This is a genomic window from Arthrobacter sp. zg-Y919, assembly GCF_030142045.1.
GTDB lineage: Bacteria > Actinomycetota > Actinomycetes > Actinomycetales > Micrococcaceae > Arthrobacter_B.
The window spans coordinates 2718169-2733608 of sequence record NZ_CP126242.1 but is presented as its reverse complement, the minus strand read 5'-3'; the positions used below and the strand labels follow the sequence as shown (position 1 = coordinate 2733608).

Sequence of the window (15440 nt, the reverse complement as noted above, 5' to 3'; positions counted from 1 at the left end):
CGCCGGCTGTACTAAAGGAAGACGCTATGACGCAGGACCCGCATCACCAGACCGCCCCCGTCCCCAACGCCGTCCATGTGCCCCCGGCGCCCCTTGCGCCGCCCGCGCAGCCACGACCGTTGGATCCACCGTCCGGAATGGTGCCGAATGCAGCCGCCATGCCGGCGTCGCCTTCTCCTCGCCGGAATTACGTGCTGTTTGCTGCAGCCGGATTGTTGGTGGGACTTGGTGCCGGCCTCCTAATCGCGCAGATTGATCTGACGTCGACTCAACCTTCCACCGCATTGATCGATGCGGTGAAAACATGCGGTGTAGAAGATGAAACAGGTATTGAGCTTGGCGACGAGGGCCAGAGCCTGACAATGGACGGCCAGGGCGAGGAGTACTACGCCACCGGTGCTGCCTACGAGGACATCGAATGCGTTCTGGGTGCGACCGGAATGCCGGATAGCGTCAGTAGCCGAATGGGAAACACTCGAGCCCTTGACGGCACACAAAATGCGCAGTGGGGGGACATCTCCGCTTCGTGGAGTTACCACCCTGACAGCGGGTCGAACGTCGTACTGGAAATTATGGAACCCGCGGAGAAATAGCTCGGGGACGATTTGGGGCGGGGGACGACGAAGAGGCCTAACGCGGCGCTCAGCGACTGTACAGATAATGGGCTTTTCGATGCCGAATGAGCCCATTATCTGTACAACGAACGGTGCTAAGCCCCGTTATCTGTACAACGAACGGGCGGCCCGCCGTTCATAGTGCAGTAAATGCTGCCTGCTGACTGGCCGGGGACATCTACTGCGCTATGAACCAGCCTGGGACTCTCAGTCTCAGCAGAGCGTCCCACCCGGTGGTGCCGTTGTTGCTGCTGAGACAACACGGGCCACACCAGTCACACCAAGTGGGAGGCTGTGTTGGGATAACCCGCCAGGATCCTCGTTCGCAGCAGAGCGTCCCACTCGGTGGTGCGGATGTTGCAGCTGGGACAACACCGGCCACGCCCGTCACACCGCGTGGGAAACCGTGTCGGAAACACCCTAGGAGACGGAGACGCTGCCTTCTGTACAGCAGATGCGCCCTAAGGGCCCGCCAGGCAGCATCAGCTGTACAGAAGGTGGAGGCCCGGCCTCATCAGCTGTACAGAAGGTAAAGCGGCCAGGAAAGAACCTCGGCACAAGGAAGAAAGCCCCGGCGGATACGGCCTGGCCCGGAGCTCTAACCGGAAGCCCCGCCGAGCAGTATCTGAAGCAGCCCGGCAAAGCTGGGAAACCGCGCCTGGAGCACCCGGAGTCCCGGGACCATTGAGGCTCGCCCCCGGAGCACCCCGTCAAACCCCACCCCCCCAACCCCCAAACCCCCGCCTAGCACCCCGCAAGAACCCACCCAAACCCCACCCCAGACCGCTGCTAAAGCGTCACGATGTTCCGGTTCGGAGCTTTTCGGCGCTTAATGTGAAGCAGGTAACGGTAAGCTTGCTTGGTAGTTTTCGCCCAGACACCATGTGCGGGCGGACCACAGAAGCGTTCGTAACCAAGTGAAGAGGTCTTGATGTGTGGGAATTCGTGGCGGACCGGTATCAACAGATCCTGTTCGCCGGATGGCAGCACTTCAGCCTAGTTCTGCAGTGCCTGCTCCTGGCGACGGTCCTCGCCGTGGTCATCGCAGCACTGGTGTACCGGAATAAGACCCTCAGTGGAGTAGCGAACGGCGTCTCCGCGGTGGGCCTGACGCTGCCGTCCTTCGCGCTGATCGGCCTGCTGATCGCACCCTTCGGATTCGGCGCCGTGCCGGCCGTCATCGTGGTGGCGTTCTATGCCACCCTGCCCATCCTGCGTAACGCGGTGGTGGGGCTGGCCGGGATTTCCCCGACCGTCATCGAATCTGCCCGCGGCGTCGGCATGGGCCGGATGCGCACCCTCCTGCGCATCGAACTGCCGCTGGCCTGGCCGGTCATCCTTGCCGGTGTCCGGGTGTCCGCCCAGATGGTGATGGGCATCGCCGCCATCGCGGCCTACGCCCTCGGCCCGGGACTGGGCGGCTTCATCTTCACCGGCCTGTCCCGCCTGGGTGGTGCCAATTCGCTCGAATCCGTAGTGGTCGGCGTCGTCGGCGTGATCCTGCTGGCCCTGATCCTTGACCTTCTCCTGGTCGGCCTCGGCCGGCTCACAACCCCGCGAGGTATCCGTGTCTGAGACCCTTTCCCCATCCACCGGCGCCACAGCCACCGGCACCGGCATCCTGCTCGACAACGTCACCAAGCGCTATCCCGGGCAGGACAAACCGGCGGTCGGCGGGCTGACCATGGAAATCCCGCGGGGCAGCATCGTGATGCTCGTGGGCCCGTCCGGTTGCGGCAAAACCACCACGCTGAAAATGATCAACCGGCTCATCGAGCCCAGCAGCGGACGGATCATCCTGGACGGCGACGACGTCACCGGTATCGACGGCGACCAGCTGCGCCGCGGCATCGGCTACGTCATCCAGGCCGGCGGGCTATTTCCGCACATGACCGTCGCAGCGAACATCGCCGTCGTCCCCAAGATGCTCGACTGGGACAAGGACCGTATCCAGGCCCGGGTGGATGAACTGCTCGAACTGGTGTCCCTGGACCCGGCGCTCTACCGGGACCGCTACCCGAAGGAGCTTTCCGGCGGGCAGCAGCAGCGTGTGGGCGTGGCCCGCGCACTGGCCGCCGATCCGCCCGTGCTGCTGATGGACGAACCGTTCGGCGCCGTGGACCCGATCACCCGGCAGCGGCTGCAGGATGAGCTGCTGCACATCCAGTCCGAGCTGCAGAAGACCATCGTCTGCGTCACCCACGACTTCGACGAAGCCGTGAAACTGGGGGACTGGATCGCCATCTTCGACGAGGGCGCCCAGCTGGTGCAGTACGACTCCCCGGAACGCATCCTCGCCAACCCCGCCAACGAGTTCGTGGAGAACTTCATCGGCTCCGGCGCCGGCCTGAAACAGCTCACCCTCACCCGGGTGAACGAGGTGGAACTGACCGCACCCATCACCGCCGGCATCGGCGACCTCGCCAGCGACACCCTCTCCCGGCTGCAGGGCGCGGGCGAGCAGAACGCGGTGGTCCTGGACGAACGCGAACGGCCCATCCAATGGCTCTCCCGGCGCCAGCTCTCCCGGCTGGACCGGCACACCGACGCCGTTGATCCCAAGCTTCCGGTCATCAGCGACCAGTCCACGCTCAACGACGCACTGGACACCATGCTGGTCTCCAGCACCGGGGCGGCGCTCGTCGCCGGTCCGCATGAGCGTTTCCTTGGGACCGTCACCGTGCAGACCGTGATGGAAGCGATCACGGCAGCGAACGACGCCGCGCAGCTGGGTTCCTCCAGCGCTCCGGTTGGTCTTAACCGCGGCGTCATCGAGCGCGGCACTGACGCGGCGCCGGTTCCGGTGCAGGACGACGCCGGTGCTGCCGCCGGCCAGGGCACCCGGTGACCGCCGTCCCCACGGCCGCGCAGGCCCGGGCCGAGGCCGAAACCGGTGCCGGACCGACGTCGTGGCGCCCCCTGCTGCTGCAGCTGGCCGGCATTGCGGTGGCTTTCGGGTTGCTGATGCTGTGGCTGACCACTGCGGAGCTCAGCGTCACCGAGCGCACCACCCTGGACCCCGCAGCGCTGTGGGAATACACCGTCCAGCACCTGCTGCTGACCGGTGTGTCCGCGGTGATTGTGCTGGTGGTCGCGATTCCGCTGGGCGTGCTGCTGACCCGCGGACGGATGCGCCGGTTCACCGGCCCGATTATGGCGCTGGCCAACATCGGTCAGGCCGCACCGGCCATCGGACTGCTGGTGCTGCTGGCCTTCTGGGTCGGCTTCGGCTTCCGGGCCGCCATCGGCGCCCTGGTGGTCTACGCCCTGCTGCCGGTCATGCGGAACACCATGGTGGGACTGCAGCAGGTGGACCCGCGCGTGGTGGAGGCCGGCCGCGGCGTGGGCATGAGCAACGCCCAGGTGCTGTTCCGGCTGGAACTGCCGCTCGCGGTGCCCGTGATGCTCTCCGGCGTCCGGACCGCCCTGGTGCTCCTGGTGGGCACCGCCACCCTCGCCACGTTCGTCAACGGCGGCGGGCTGGGCATCCTCATCACTACCGGCGTGAACCTGAACCTGACCACCGTGCTGGTTGCCGGCGCTCTGCTGGTGGCGCTGCTGGCCCTGGTGGTCGACTGGATCGGCCGCCTGGTCGAGCACATCGCCCGGCCGAAGGGACTCTGATGAACAAGCCGTCAACCACGCGCGTCCGCCTGGCCGCAGTCGGGGCCGCCGCCGTCGGCCTGCTGCTTTCGGGCTGCGGCCTGCAGCCGGCAGCCTCCTATGTGCCGGAGGCGGATCCCGGCTCGATCCAGCCGGTCGAGGGGCTGCCCGACGACGCGAAACTCACCGTCACGAGCAAGAACTTCACCGAGCAGCTCATCCTGGGCAAGATCGCCGTGCTGGCCACCAAGGTCGCAGGTTTCGAGGTCACCGACCTGACCAATGTGCCCGGCAGCCAGCCGGCGCGCGAGCTGCTCCTCTCGGGGCAGGCCGGCATGACCTGGGAATACACCGGCACCGGATGGATCGCCTATCTCGGCCAGAGTGCGGGCATTCCGGACAAGCAGGAACAGTGGCAGGCCGTGCATGATGCGGACCTCGCGAACGGTGTCACCTGGGGCGACCCGGCACCGCTGAACAACACCTATGCGATGGCCATCCGCACCGAGGCCGCGCAGGAACTGGGAGTGCAGAGCATTTCCGACATCGCCCGGCTGCCGGTGGAGGATCGCACCTTCTGCCTCGAGGCCGAGTTCAATTCGCGGCCGGACGGCATGAACCCGCTGCTCGAAAAGTACGGCATGCCGCGCGGTGCGCCCGACGGGGTGCCGGACGCCAACGTGGGGATCTATGACACCGGTGCCGTGTACTCGGCCACCGACGCCGGGGAGTGCAACTTCGGCGAGGTCTTTGCCACGGACGGGCGCATCGATTCGCTCGGGCTGACCGTGCTCGAGGATGACCTGGCCTATTTCCCCGCCTACAACGCCGCCCCGGTCTTCAACACCGAGGCGTTGGAGGAGTATCCCGTGCTGGTGGACATCTTCGCGCAGGTATCTCCGTTGCTTACCGACGAGGAACTGCGCAAGATGAACCTTGCCGTGGACGTTAACGGCCAGGAACCTGCCGACGTCGCGTTCGACTGGATGGTTGAGAAGGGCCTGATCACCGCTCCCGAGTGAGGTGGACACCGTGGACCTGCCAGCCATCCTCGACGCCGGCCGGGTCGACGACGCCGCCGGCCTGCTGCACCGCTACTACACGCAGAAGCTGACGTCCGGCCACGTGCGGACCGGGGCGCGGTTCGATACGTGGGCCGGCGGCGGCGATGCGCCGGGTGCCGCCAACCGCATCACCGCCGACGACCTGGTGGCGCTGGCCCTGCTGGGCGAGGACATCAAGGGTCCGGCGGTGGTTGGACTGCTTGAAACGCAGGCTCCGGAAATCGGCGAGCTGCTGGAACTGATTCCGGTGACCCTGGAGCTGGCAGACGTGACCGGCGTCGAATACCTGCACGTCCTGGGCAAGGAAAGCCCGGCCTGGCTGCTCTGGGACCTTTTCCGCGGCTACAAGGGCGGGCAGTGGAAAATGGGCCCGGGCAAAACCAGCAAGCTGCTGGCCCGCAAACGCCCGAAGCTGATTCCCATCTGGGATCCTCTGGTGGCCCGCAGCACCGGCGTGGCCAGTTCCCTCACCCAGTGGGAGGAATGGTACGCCCTGCTGACCGCCAATGACCGGGAGCTGGTCCGGCGCCTGGACACCGTGCAGGACCGGGCGGCACTGCCGGTACGGGTGTCCACCCTGCGGGCCATGGATGTGGTGCTGTGGATGGACGCCAAGCAGCGCGGGTTCCGGAAGGCGCCGGGCGACGACGACTAAGCCGCTACCGCCGGTAGGTGAACACGGTCAGCCCACCGGTGGCGAAGTTCGGGATGTCGGCATTGGCAGCCTGCCCCTCGGCCGTGGTCAGGGCGTCCTGCATGGCGGGCCCGTCATCGAAATCCGCTTCAAACAGCGCGAAATACGGGGGCGTGCCGGCAGACGAGCCCAGCTCCTCCGAGGCGCGCAGCTCCCGCACCCCGGGGATGTTGCGCACCAGCGGCAGGTGCACGCTCCGGTAGTGCCGGCGGAAGGCCTCAGGGTTCCGGGGATGCCCGAAGAGGACAACGAGGGTGTGCATTGGGCTCCTGCTCCACGAAGGGGAGTACGCGCTTCAAGGTACTCCGCCCGGCGCGTCCGGGACAGGGCAGGGGAAACGGAGTTGGGACAGGGGCCGGCGGTGGTTTAAGGACAGCAGGCCCGCACCGGGCTAGCGTCCTGACTACGCCGGAGCCCACCGGAGCCCGCGGACCCGCAACGAGGAGGAACCGCATGTCGCTTTCCACCAGTCCCGCCGCTGCAATGCCGACGCCGGACCTGCCGGACACCATGCGCGTCTCGGTCCTGCGCGTCCCGGTCGGACAGGGTAAAAACGCCGACGGCGCCGGCAGCGCCGACGCTCCCAACCTCCTTTCCGTCGACGAACGCCCGCTCCCGCAGCCGGGACCGGACGAGGTGTTGGTCCGGGTGGCCGCCGTCGGGGTCTGTGGCAGCGATGTGCATTATTTCCGGCACGGCCGGATCGGGCAGTTTGTGGTGGAGGAACCGCTGGTGCTCGGGCACGAGGCCTCGGGGACCATTGCCGCCGTCGGCTCCGCCGTGGATCCGGCCCGGATCGGTGAGCGGGTGTCCATCGAGCCGCAGAAACCCTGCCGCCGCTGCGGGCAGTGCAAACAGGGCCGCTACAACCTGTGCCCGGACATGGCGTTTTATGCCACCCCGCCGGTGGACGGGGCGTTCGCCGAATACGTGGTGATTGAGTCCGACTTCGCCCACACCGTTCCGGACACGGTCTCGGACGAAGCGGCTGCCCTGATGGAACCGCTGTCCGTGGGCATCTGGGCCTGCCGCAGGGCCGGGGTCGGCCCGGGGCACCGCGTGCTGGTGGCGGGTGCCGGACCGATCGGAGTGATCATTGCCCAGGTGGCGCGGGCCTTCGGTGCCAGTGCCGTCTACGTCAGCGATATTGCTCAGGACCGGCTGGACTTCGCGGCCGGGCACGGCGCCACCCACACCCTGCACGCATCGCAGCCGGTGGACGGGTTGGGGGTGGACTCGTTCATCGACGCCTCCGGCGCACCGAGAGCTGTCCGTGCCGGCATCCGCGCGGTGGCCCCGGGCGGCCGGGCGGTGCTGGTGGGTATGGGTGCCGAGGACGTGGAACTGCCGGTCGGCATCATCCAGAACCGCGAAATCTGGCTCACCGGCATCTTCCGCTACGCCAACACCTGGCCGCTGGCCATCTCGCTGGTGGCCGAGGGCAGGGTGGACCTGGACGTGCTGGTCACCCATGAGTTTGGGCTCGGCGAGGTGCGGGAAGCGCTCGACGCCGGCCAGCAGCCGGGAGCGCTGAAGGCCATGGTCCAGCCGTGGCGCTGAAAGGCGTGGGGTAGCGGGCACCCGAGCCGGTCCGCATAAAACGGATCGGAAAAAGAAATTTCCGCGGTGCACCTCGACACTATGTTACTGAGCGGTAATATAGCTGGCATGCACCTGATCCTGCGCACCATCCTGACCCTCTTCCGTGCCCGCCGCCGCCCCAAGCTCGGCTTCTTCGACACCTCTTCGGTGCCCATGAAAGTCCTGCTCTCGGACATCGACTTTGCGATGCACTTGAACAACGGCATGTATTTCTCGCTGATGGACCTGGGCCGTTTTGACCTGCTGGTCCGCAGCGGCGTCTGGGACGTGATGAAGAAGCGCGGCTGGAGTCCGGTGGCGAACAACGAGACCATAAGCTTCCGCAAGTCGCTGCAGCTGCACCAGCGCTACAGCATCGAAACCCGGGTCATCGGCTTCGATGAGCGCGCCATCTACATCGAGCAGCGCATGGTGGTGGACGGCGAGATTTACGCCAGTGCCGTCATCTGCACCCGGCTCGTGTCCAAGAACGGCCCGGTGAGCAACGAGGAGATCTTCGAGGCCGTAGGCGCCGTCCCGCCGTCGGACCTGGAACTGCCGGAGTGGATCAACGACTGGCGTGCCGCAGTCGCCCTGCCGAGCACCCGCCGCCCCGCTCCGCACACATGGGCCTAACCGGAACTGCCGCCCCGGGGGTTGTCCGGGACCGTTGACACCCCCGGATGCCGGGCCGACCCTAGAAACAGGGGGACCTAGGAACGGGGTGCTCGGTGAAGCTGACGGTCAACACTTTCCTGACGTTGAACGGCGTGATGCAGGCTCCGGGCAGCAGGGAGGAAGACCCGTCCGGTGGTTTCACCGGCGGCGGGTGGCTGATTCCGCATGCTGATCCCGACCTGGAGCAGATTGTCTCCGAGTGGTACGCGATGGCCGATGCACTTCTCCTGGGGCGCAACACGTACGACATGATGCAGCCCTATTGGGAGGCCGCGAACCAGCCCGGGGACCTCATTGCCACAGCTTTGAACAGCCTGCCGAAGTATCTGGTCTCCGCCACCATGCCGCGTGTGCCCTGGCACAACACCCTTCTGCTCGAAGGGGAGCTGATGCCCAGCGTGGAACGGCTGAAGTCCCGGCGCAGCGGCGAACTCCAGGTGCACGGCAGCTACCAGCTGGTGCAGGCACTGGCTGCGGCCGGGCTGGTGGACGCGTACCGGCTGCTGATTTTCCCGGTGGTTGTGGGCCAGGGCAAGCGGCTCTTCGAAGACATCCGGGAGGCCGCCTCCTACAGCGTCTCCGAGCCCCAGACCACCCGGTCCGGAGCCATCTCGGTGACGCTGCACCCTGCGGCACTGCCGACCGGTTCCGGGTCCGCCCCCTGACCATGCCGGACACGGAAAAGGGCAGGTACCGCGGTGCGGTACCTGCCCTTTTCTGCAGTGATGCGAGTGGTGGTGCGGTCTAGCGGTACAACGGTGGTGCTGTCTAGCCGTGGGCGCCGCGGCGTGTGCTGGCGATCAGCATGCCGATCGGGATCAGCAGCAGGAGCAGCGGGATGAGCACGGCCAGGATCTTCGGGGAGGTGAGGATTTCACCCGGAGTCAGCGCCGTGGTGCTGGCCCGCATGGTGTCCGCACCTTCGGAGATCTTGCTGTTGCCGTCGGCCAGGGTCTTGCTGCCTTCGGCCAGCTCGCCGTTGCCGTCAGCCAGGTCCGAGGCGCCGGTCTTCAGCTCCTTGGTGCCGGCGGTCAGCGTCTTGCCGCCGTCGTCGAGCTTCACCACGCCCTCGTCCAGGGACTCGGTGCCCGTGGCCAGGCGGCTGGTGCCGTCGGCGAGGGTGATGGTGCCGTCGTAGATCTTGTAGTTGCCGTCGGCCAGCGTGTACGCGCCGGTCTCGAGCGTATCCAGGCCGGTGTAGAGCGAACCTGCACCGGTGGCCAGCTGGCCGTTGCCCTGGGCGAGGGTCCCTGCGCCGGCCTCAAGGGTCTTCAGGCCGGTGTTCAGGTTGGTGGCGCCCTTGGAAAGGTTGCCGGCACCTGCGTAGAGCTCTGCGATGCCGGCAGCGGCCTCGCCTGCCTTGGCAGCCAAGTTCGGTGCGGCTGCGGGGTCATTGAGGTCGGTGAGGCCCTGCGCGATCGCACCGGTGCCATACAAGAGACCATCTGTGTCGTACTTCGGCGCTCCGTTGCCGTCCAGGTGATAAGGGACGGCGCCATCCACTTCGGGGTTGTAACCCGTAAGAGCTTTGTCAAACTCTGCGACAATCCGTTCAAGGCCCTCAAGCTTATTTGCAACGTCGACCAAGCCCGCCCCACGGAGTGTGGCCGCGCCAGCGGAATTGCCTTCCTTGCCATACGGGAACAAATCGGTGCTTATGTTTTCGTAGGCGGTTTTCCCGTCCTTGCCTGTTTGGGCATGAATGCCCTTCCACATCTCTAGGGCGCCCCCGCTCACCTTTACTGAACCGGGAGCAAGCTGACCGATACCACCAGCGACAGTCGCTGCACCCGTGGCCAGAGCAGGTGCACCATCAGCCAGTGGCTTCATCTTCGTGTAAAGCTGATTGGCACCCGCGGCCAGCTCGTCCGAGCCGGCCCGCGCCGTCGTCGCACCGGCAGCCAGGGTGTTAGCGCCAGCAGCAGCACTGTTGGCTCCGGCAGCCAGGGTGCCTGCACCGGTCCGGGCGTTGGTGGCACCGGCGGCCAGCGTGTTGGCACCGGTGTTGGCGGCTTCTGCGCCGGTGAGGAGCTTGAGTGCACCCTCATCCAGCGTGGTGGCGCCTTCCTTCAGGGTGGTGACACCCGTCTTGGCGGAGGAGATACCCGCGGCCAGGGTGTTCGCACCGGTATCGACCTTTTCCGAGCCGGCGGCAACCTTGTCCGCGCCGGCCTTGGCCTTATCCGCGCCCTCCTGCAGGTCGCCCGCGCCGGTGGAGGCACGCTCCGCACCGTCGCTGAGCTCTGATGCTCCGCTGGCTACCTTGCCCGTAAAGAGGACGAAGAAGGCCAGCAGGAGAACCAGGAACAACGCCAAAAGAATGGTTAAAAGTGTGTGCGGGCGGCTAGCGGCGCGTCCGGACGGAGAACTCGTCATTGAATGTCCTTTTTCTGCTTCTTACGGGTTCGAGACTGACTGCGCTGCGCGGGTAGGCGCAGCCTTCGCGGATGCAAAAGGCCGGGGCAGTCGCAACGGTGAGACATATCCGGCCGAACTCAGTGTGATGTCTGTTACATCTAAGCTACCCATCGGTAACAAAGCAAGCCTTTTTCAAAATTAGTTACCGGCGAGTAGGTTGCGCGGTATGTCGGCCCGCTGTTTGGTCCAGCCGGTGAAAACTGCGTGTCGGACCGGGGCAAGACATGCCGCACGAGGCATCGTTGTTGAGAGACAAGATTTAGCGTGAGATAAAGGGAGTTTTTTGATGAGTTGGCTGGACCGCGACCGAACGATCGCACCGCCCGGATTTAACCGGTGGCTGATTCCACCGGCAGCGCTGGCGGTGCATCTATGCATCGGCCAGGTGTATGCCACGAGCGTTTACAAGACGGCATTGGTGGAGTACTTCGACGCCAGCCTGACGCAGATCGGCGTCATTTTCTCCATTGCCATCGTGATGCTCGGCCTCTCCGCTGCCGTCTTGGGCACCTGGGTGGACCGCAACGGACCCCGCAAGGCCATGTTTGTCGCCGCCGTGTTCTGGGCGGGCGGTTTCTTCGTCGGTTCCGTGGGCATCTTTACCGGCCAGCTTTGGCTGCTTTACCTGGGCTACGGCTTCATCGGCGGCATCGGCCTGGGCATCGGTTACATTTCCCCGGTCTCCACCCTGATGAAGTGGTTCCCGGACCGTCCGGGACTCGCCACGGGCATGGCCATCATGGGCTTCGGCGGCGGCGCGCTGGTCGCCAGCCCGTTGTCCTCGGCACTCCTGGGCTTCTTTGATCCGGAGTCCGGAACCGAAGGATGGGTGGCCAGCGGCGACGCCGTAGGCAAACTGTTCCTCACCCTGGGACTGGTGTACCTCGTCTACATGCTTTACGGAGCGTGGAGCATCCGCGTGCCGGCGGCAGACTGGAAGCCCGCAGGCTTCGACCCCTCCAAGGTCAAGGCCAAGGCCATGGTCACCACCAACCACGTGTCCGCGGCCAACGCCATCAAGACAAAGCAGTTCTGGCTGGTCTGGGTTGTGCTCTTCTGCAATGTCACTGCCGGCATCGGCATCCTGGAGCAGGCTGCCCCGATGATCCAGGACTTCTTCCGCCAGCCCGACGGCGTTTCCCTGGTCTCCGCTGCCGTTGCCGGTGGATTTGTGGGCCTGCTTTCCATTGGAAACATGGGCGGTCGTTTTGTCTGGTCCGCCACGTCGGACCTGGTGGGCCGCAAGCGCATCTACATGGTCTACCTCGGCCTCGGTGGCGCCCTGTACATCCTGCTGTCCCTGTTCGGCGGCGGTTCCACCTTCCTGTACGTGGCTTTGGCGTTCATCATCATCTCCTTCTACGGAGGCGGATTCGCTACGGTACCGGCCTACCTGCGGGATCTCTTTGGCACCTACCAGGTCGGTGCTATCCACGGCCGGTTGCTCACTGCATGGTCTGCCGCGGGCATTGCCGGTCCGCTGATCGTCAACTCGTTCCTGGATTCCCAGGGCACCCCCGGTGAACTCACGGCCGCGGCTTACCAGCCCGCGCTCCTGACCATGGTGGGCCTGCTGGTGGTAGGCTTCATCGCCAACCTGCTGGTGACACCGGTGGCATCCCGCTACCACGAGCCGAAGTCTTCACCCGTGGCTCCGGAACAGACCGCTACCGTAAACGGAGAACGCTAATGACTAAGGCAAAGCTGACAGTGAGCTGGGTGCTGGTGGGAGCTCCGCTGGCCTACGGGATCTTTCAGACCCTGACCAAGGCTTCGGCGCTCTTCGGCTAAAGCACCAATCAGTTAGACAACACCGTTCGGCTAAACGCTGTTTAGCCGAACGGAATACAACGGGCCGGCAGCGGGTGTGGAAAACACCCGCTGCCGGCCCGCAGTCTTTAACCTTCCTGCCGCAGCAGGAGGCAGTACGCCGGCTCTACCGATGGGCGCCTGGCTCCCCGGAGCCCCTGGACGAGTCCCTCGAATCCATCGCCTGGTCCAGGATCAGGGAACCCGCGGCGGCAGCAACCGCCATCACCCGCCGGGGCTGCGCCACCCCGCGCCGGACCAGCCACGTTTCCATACGCTCGTCCAGCACCAGGCCCAGTGCCAGGAGCCCGCTCACGGTTGTACCCACCGTTGCCGCCAGAACCGCCAGCGCAATTGCCGGCACCCGGGTCCGGTGTCCGGACGCGTTCCCGGCAACGTAGGAAGGCGCAGTGGTGGAATCGGTGCCTTCGCCGCCGCCGTCAGTCCCAGTCCCAGTCCCAGCCCCAGCCGTGAAGGGGGTGACGAGGTCAACGGTCCCGGCAGCGGCCAGTTCCCTTCCCTTTTGGGCGCCCTTCCGGACAGCCAGGACACCGATGGCGCCGAGGGCAACACCGGGAGCAACAACGTAGGTGCGGCGCATCCGCGGAGACCAGTCGGCCGGCCTCTGCAGGGTGAATATGCCGGAGGAGGCGGCGAGTGCGAGCGACAGCGGAAGATTCTTCATGGCCCACACGCTACCTGCGGCTCGAGGGCTACGGAACCGGCGACGCGGGTGCAACGCTTAAAGGGCACATTCCATCCACCGCGCCCCGGCGGATCCTCCGCCGCCGCGGAGAGCAGGAGCATGCCATGAGAGCCCTTCAGTACCGCACCATCGGCCAGCCGCCCGAAGTGGTGGAGATTGACACTCCGGAACCCGGCCCGGGGCAGGTGCGCCTGAAGGTCACGGCCTCGGGTGTGTGCCACTCCGACGAATTCATCATGAGCCTGCCGGAGAACGAATACATCTACGGACTGCCCCTGACATTGGGGCACGAAGGCGCCGGAGTGGTGGACCGGGTGGGCGAAGGCGTCCAGTACATCGAGGAGGGCACCTCCATGGCCGTCTACGGGCCGTGGGGCTGCGGACTTTGCTACGAATGTTCCAGCGGCCGGGAAAACTACTGCCGCAACGCCGGGAAATTCGGAATTGCGCCGCCCGGGCTCGGTGCCCCCGGGGCCATGGCGGAATACCTGATTGTGGATAGTCCCCGGCACCTGCTGCCACTGGGGGAGCTGGATCCCGTGCAGAACGTGTCCCTGACCGACGCCGGACTCACCCCATACCACGCCATCAAGGGTTCGCTGGAGAAACTGCCCTCCGGCGCCACCGCCGTCGTTATCGGTGTGGGTGGGCTGGGGCACGTGGCCGTGCAGATCCTGCGGGCCATGACCGCGGCCACCGTGGTGGCACTGGATATCGACGAGGCGAAGCTGAACCTGGCCACCGACGTCGGCGCGCACTACACCTTCCCGTCCGAGCCCGGTGCGGTGGACCTGGTCCGGGACCTGACCGGCGGACGGGGCGTGGACGCGGTCTTCGACTTCGTGACCATCCAAGCCACGCTGGACATGGGCCAGGCAATGGTGGGATCACAGGGCGACCAGGTCCTGGTGGGTGTGGGCGCCGGAACCCTGCCGGTGGGCCTGGGTGCCACCGCGGCTTGGGAAACCTCTATCCGGGCCCCGTACTGGGGCTCCCGGCCGGAACTTTTCGAGGTGCTGGACCTGGCCCGGGGCGGCGGACTCAACGTGCACACTGAGGTCTTCAGCCTGGACGACGCCCCGGCGGCCTACGAGAAACTGAAGAACAACCAGCTGCTGGGCCGCGCCGTCGTCGTTCCCTGACCCGGTCCGGAGGAACCGGCACCGGACGTTACAGCGGTGCCGGTGCCAGCCCCGCGAACCCTGCGGCGGTGCGCAGCAGCTGCGGCACCCCGGTCTCCAATGACGGGGCAAACACCCGGTCGTTGGGGCGTTCGCCCTTGAGCCAGCGGGTGTAGATGGCCTCACAGAAAATCGAGGCCTTCCACAGTGCCAGGGCCTGGTACCAGGGCAGCGCGTCCAGATCCAGGTCCATCCGCTCCCGGTAGGCCGCAATGACGTCCTCCCGGGTGTAATAGCCGGGGTTGCGGGTCACACCGGTCAGCTCGAGGGGCGTGACGGCGCTGCCGGGTTCGGAGTACGTGGCGGTGAGGTAGCCAAGGTCCGCGAGCGGATCGCCGATGGCGGACATCTCCCAGTCCAGGACCGCAATGACCCGTGCGGGGGACTGCGGAGCGAACATCAGGTTTCCGGGCCGGTAGTCACCGTGCAGCACCGATGCGGCCTGGCTTTCGGGCACGTTGTCCGCCAGCCAGCTGCCGATCCGGGCCACCTCGGGCAGGTTGCGCAGGGTGTTGACCTCCCACAGCCCGGAGAACCGGGTCACCTGGCGCTGCAGGTACCCCTCCGGTTTGCCGAAGGACGCCAGGTCCCCGCTGTCCACATCCACCGAGTGGATGCGGACCAGGGCGTCGACGACGGCGGCGCTGGTGGCCCGGCGGTCCTCCGGTGACGTCAGCGCCGGCGGGATGGTGTTGGTGATGACCAGGCCGTCGAGGAAAGCCATCACGTAGAACGGCACCCCGAGCACCGACGCGTCTTCGCAGACGGCCAGGATTTCCGGAACCGGCACCCCCTGCACGCGCAGCAGCTGCTGGATCCTCGCCTCGCGGACCATGTCATGCGTGGAGCGGGGCAGCGGCGGGCGCGGCCCGCGGCGCAGCACGAAGTCCTCGTTGCCGCGCCGGATCCGGTACGTGATGTTGGACTGCCCGTCGCCGATCTGCGTCCAGGACAGTGGTCCCGACCCGAGACCGTGCGCGTCGAAGAATGCGGTGACCTCGTCCAGGATCAGCAGGGGAGGGGAGGCAAGCGCATCGGCGTCGGCGCGGGTGGCTACAACTTCGGTGCCGTCGGCAGTGGTGTGCATGGCGT

Annotated in this window: 16 protein-coding genes; 12 read left to right on the top strand and 4 right to left on the bottom strand. The window is 66.2% G+C overall.

Annotated features, from left to right (window positions below):
- The first annotated feature begins 26 nt into the window (after positions 1-26).
- The 6 genes from QNO10_RS12880 to QNO10_RS12855 all read left to right on the top strand — a co-directional run bounded on the left by QNO10_RS12880 (position 27) and on the right by QNO10_RS12855 (position 5936).
- On the top strand, positions 27-593 hold the full coding sequence (locus QNO10_RS12880; protein ID WP_229946571.1) for a hypothetical protein: 567 nt from the start codon (positions 27-29) through the stop codon (positions 591-593).
- Between the two features lie 954 nt (positions 594-1547).
- The gene (locus tag QNO10_RS12875; RefSeq protein ID WP_229946573.1) at positions 1548-2189 is read left to right on the top strand and encodes an ABC transporter permease; all 642 of its coding nucleotides are present in this window, start codon (positions 1548-1550) and stop codon (positions 2187-2189) included.
- A complete protein-coding gene (locus QNO10_RS12870; protein ID WP_229946575.1) occupies positions 2182-3462 on the top strand; it encodes an ABC transporter ATP-binding protein in 1281 nt (426 codons plus the stop codon). The genes QNO10_RS12875 and QNO10_RS12870 overlap by 8 nt, the downstream gene beginning before the upstream one ends.
- Before the next feature lie 116 nt (positions 3463-3578).
- Positions 3579-4238, top strand: a complete 660-nt coding sequence (locus QNO10_RS12865; RefSeq protein ID WP_229946677.1) for an ABC transporter permease — start codon at positions 3579-3581, stop codon at positions 4236-4238.
- Positions 4238-5239, top strand: a complete 1002-nt coding sequence (locus QNO10_RS12860) for a glycine betaine ABC transporter substrate-binding protein (protein WP_229946577.1) — start codon at positions 4238-4240, stop codon at positions 5237-5239. Before QNO10_RS12865 ends, QNO10_RS12860 begins: the two co-directional genes overlap by 1 nt.
- A 10-nt stretch (positions 5240-5249) precedes the next feature.
- On the top strand, positions 5250-5936 hold the full coding sequence (locus QNO10_RS12855) for a DUF6308 family protein (protein ID WP_229946579.1): 687 nt from the start codon (positions 5250-5252) through the stop codon (positions 5934-5936).
- Positions 5937-5940: 4 nt separating this feature from the next.
- Here the strand turns inward: QNO10_RS12855 and QNO10_RS12850 are convergent, their stop codons facing one another.
- On the bottom strand, positions 5941-6237 hold the full coding sequence (locus QNO10_RS12850; RefSeq protein WP_229946581.1) for an EthD family reductase: 297 nt from the start codon (positions 6235-6237) through the stop codon (positions 5941-5943).
- Between the two features lie 191 nt (positions 6238-6428).
- On the opposite strand from QNO10_RS12850, the gene QNO10_RS12845 reads away from it, so the two are divergent.
- The 3 genes from QNO10_RS12845 (at position 6429) to QNO10_RS12835 (ending at position 8899) form a co-directional block, all read left to right on the top strand.
- On the top strand, positions 6429-7535 hold the full coding sequence (locus QNO10_RS12845) for an NAD(P)-dependent alcohol dehydrogenase (RefSeq protein ID WP_229946583.1): 1107 nt from the start codon (positions 6429-6431) through the stop codon (positions 7533-7535).
- Positions 7536-7643: 108 nt separating this feature from the next.
- Positions 7644-8192, top strand: a complete 549-nt coding sequence (locus tag QNO10_RS12840) for an acyl-CoA thioesterase (RefSeq protein ID WP_229946586.1) — start codon at positions 7644-7646, stop codon at positions 8190-8192.
- A gap of 95 nt (positions 8193-8287) precedes the next feature.
- On the top strand, positions 8288-8899 hold the full coding sequence (locus QNO10_RS12835; protein ID WP_229946588.1) for a dihydrofolate reductase family protein: 612 nt from the start codon (positions 8288-8290) through the stop codon (positions 8897-8899).
- A gap of 103 nt (positions 8900-9002) precedes the next feature.
- Here QNO10_RS12835 and QNO10_RS12830 read toward each other — a convergent pair whose 3' ends face one another.
- A complete protein-coding gene (locus QNO10_RS12830; protein WP_229946589.1) occupies positions 9003-10544 on the bottom strand; it encodes a hypothetical protein in 1542 nt (513 codons plus the stop codon).
- Between the two features lie 394 nt (positions 10545-10938).
- Between QNO10_RS12830 and QNO10_RS12825 the strand changes: the two genes are divergently transcribed.
- Positions 10939-12342 (top strand): OFA family MFS transporter, encoded by a 1404-nt coding sequence (locus QNO10_RS12825; protein WP_229946591.1) that lies wholly within the window; start codon positions 10939-10941, stop codon positions 12340-12342.
- A complete protein-coding gene (locus tag QNO10_RS14635; protein WP_442860216.1) occupies positions 12342-12443 on the top strand; it encodes an MFS transporter small subunit in 102 nt (33 codons plus the stop codon). Before QNO10_RS12825 ends, QNO10_RS14635 begins: the two co-directional genes overlap by 1 nt.
- A 145-nt stretch (positions 12444-12588) precedes the next feature.
- Here the strand turns inward: QNO10_RS14635 and QNO10_RS12820 are convergent, their stop codons facing one another.
- On the bottom strand, positions 12589-13146 hold the full coding sequence (locus QNO10_RS12820) for a hypothetical protein (RefSeq protein WP_229946685.1): 558 nt from the start codon (positions 13144-13146) through the stop codon (positions 12589-12591).
- 125 nt (positions 13147-13271) lie between these two features.
- On the opposite strand from QNO10_RS12820, the gene QNO10_RS12815 reads away from it, so the two are divergent.
- A complete protein-coding gene (locus QNO10_RS12815) occupies positions 13272-14309 on the top strand; it encodes an NAD(P)-dependent alcohol dehydrogenase (RefSeq protein WP_229946687.1) in 1038 nt (345 codons plus the stop codon).
- A 28-nt stretch (positions 14310-14337) separates the two neighbouring features.
- Here the strand turns inward: QNO10_RS12815 and QNO10_RS12810 are convergent, their stop codons facing one another.
- Positions 14338-15435: a phosphotransferase family protein gene (locus QNO10_RS12810; RefSeq protein WP_229946689.1), complete on the bottom strand. Its 1098-nt coding sequence runs from the start codon at positions 15433-15435 to the stop codon at positions 14338-14340.
- Between the last annotated feature and the right edge of the window lie 5 nt (positions 15436-15440).

Bases quoted from the DNA above. Each gene is read 5' to 3' on its own strand.
- QNO10_RS12810 (WP_229946689.1), bottom strand. From the start codon at position 15,435: ATGCACACCACTGCCGACGGCACCGAAGTTGTAGCCACCCGCGCCGAC.
- QNO10_RS14635 (WP_442860216.1), top strand. From the start codon at position 12,342: ATGACTAAGGCAAAGCTGACAGTGAGCTGGGTGCTGGTGGGAGCTCCG.
- QNO10_RS12860 (WP_229946577.1), top strand. From the start codon at position 4,238: ATGAACAAGCCGTCAACCACGCGCGTCCGCCTGGCCGCAGTCGGGGCC.
- QNO10_RS12880 (WP_229946571.1), top strand. From the start codon at position 27: ATGACGCAGGACCCGCATCACCAGACCGCCCCCGTCCCCAACGCCGTC.
- QNO10_RS12850 (WP_229946581.1), bottom strand. From the start codon at position 6,237: ATGCACACCCTCGTTGTCCTCTTCGGGCATCCCCGGAACCCTGAGGCC.
- QNO10_RS12840 (WP_229946586.1), top strand. From the start codon at position 7,644: ATGCACCTGATCCTGCGCACCATCCTGACCCTCTTCCGTGCCCGCCGC.
- QNO10_RS12815 (WP_229946687.1), top strand. From the start codon at position 13,272: ATGAGAGCCCTTCAGTACCGCACCATCGGCCAGCCGCCCGAAGTGGTG.
- QNO10_RS12820 (WP_229946685.1), bottom strand. From the start codon at position 13,146: ATGAAGAATCTTCCGCTGTCGCTCGCACTCGCCGCCTCCTCCGGCATA.
- QNO10_RS12825 (WP_229946591.1), top strand. From the start codon at position 10,939: ATGAGTTGGCTGGACCGCGACCGAACGATCGCACCGCCCGGATTTAAC.
- QNO10_RS12865 (WP_229946677.1), top strand. From the start codon at position 3,579: ATGCTGTGGCTGACCACTGCGGAGCTCAGCGTCACCGAGCGCACCACC.
- QNO10_RS12845 (WP_229946583.1), top strand. From the start codon at position 6,429: ATGTCGCTTTCCACCAGTCCCGCCGCTGCAATGCCGACGCCGGACCTG.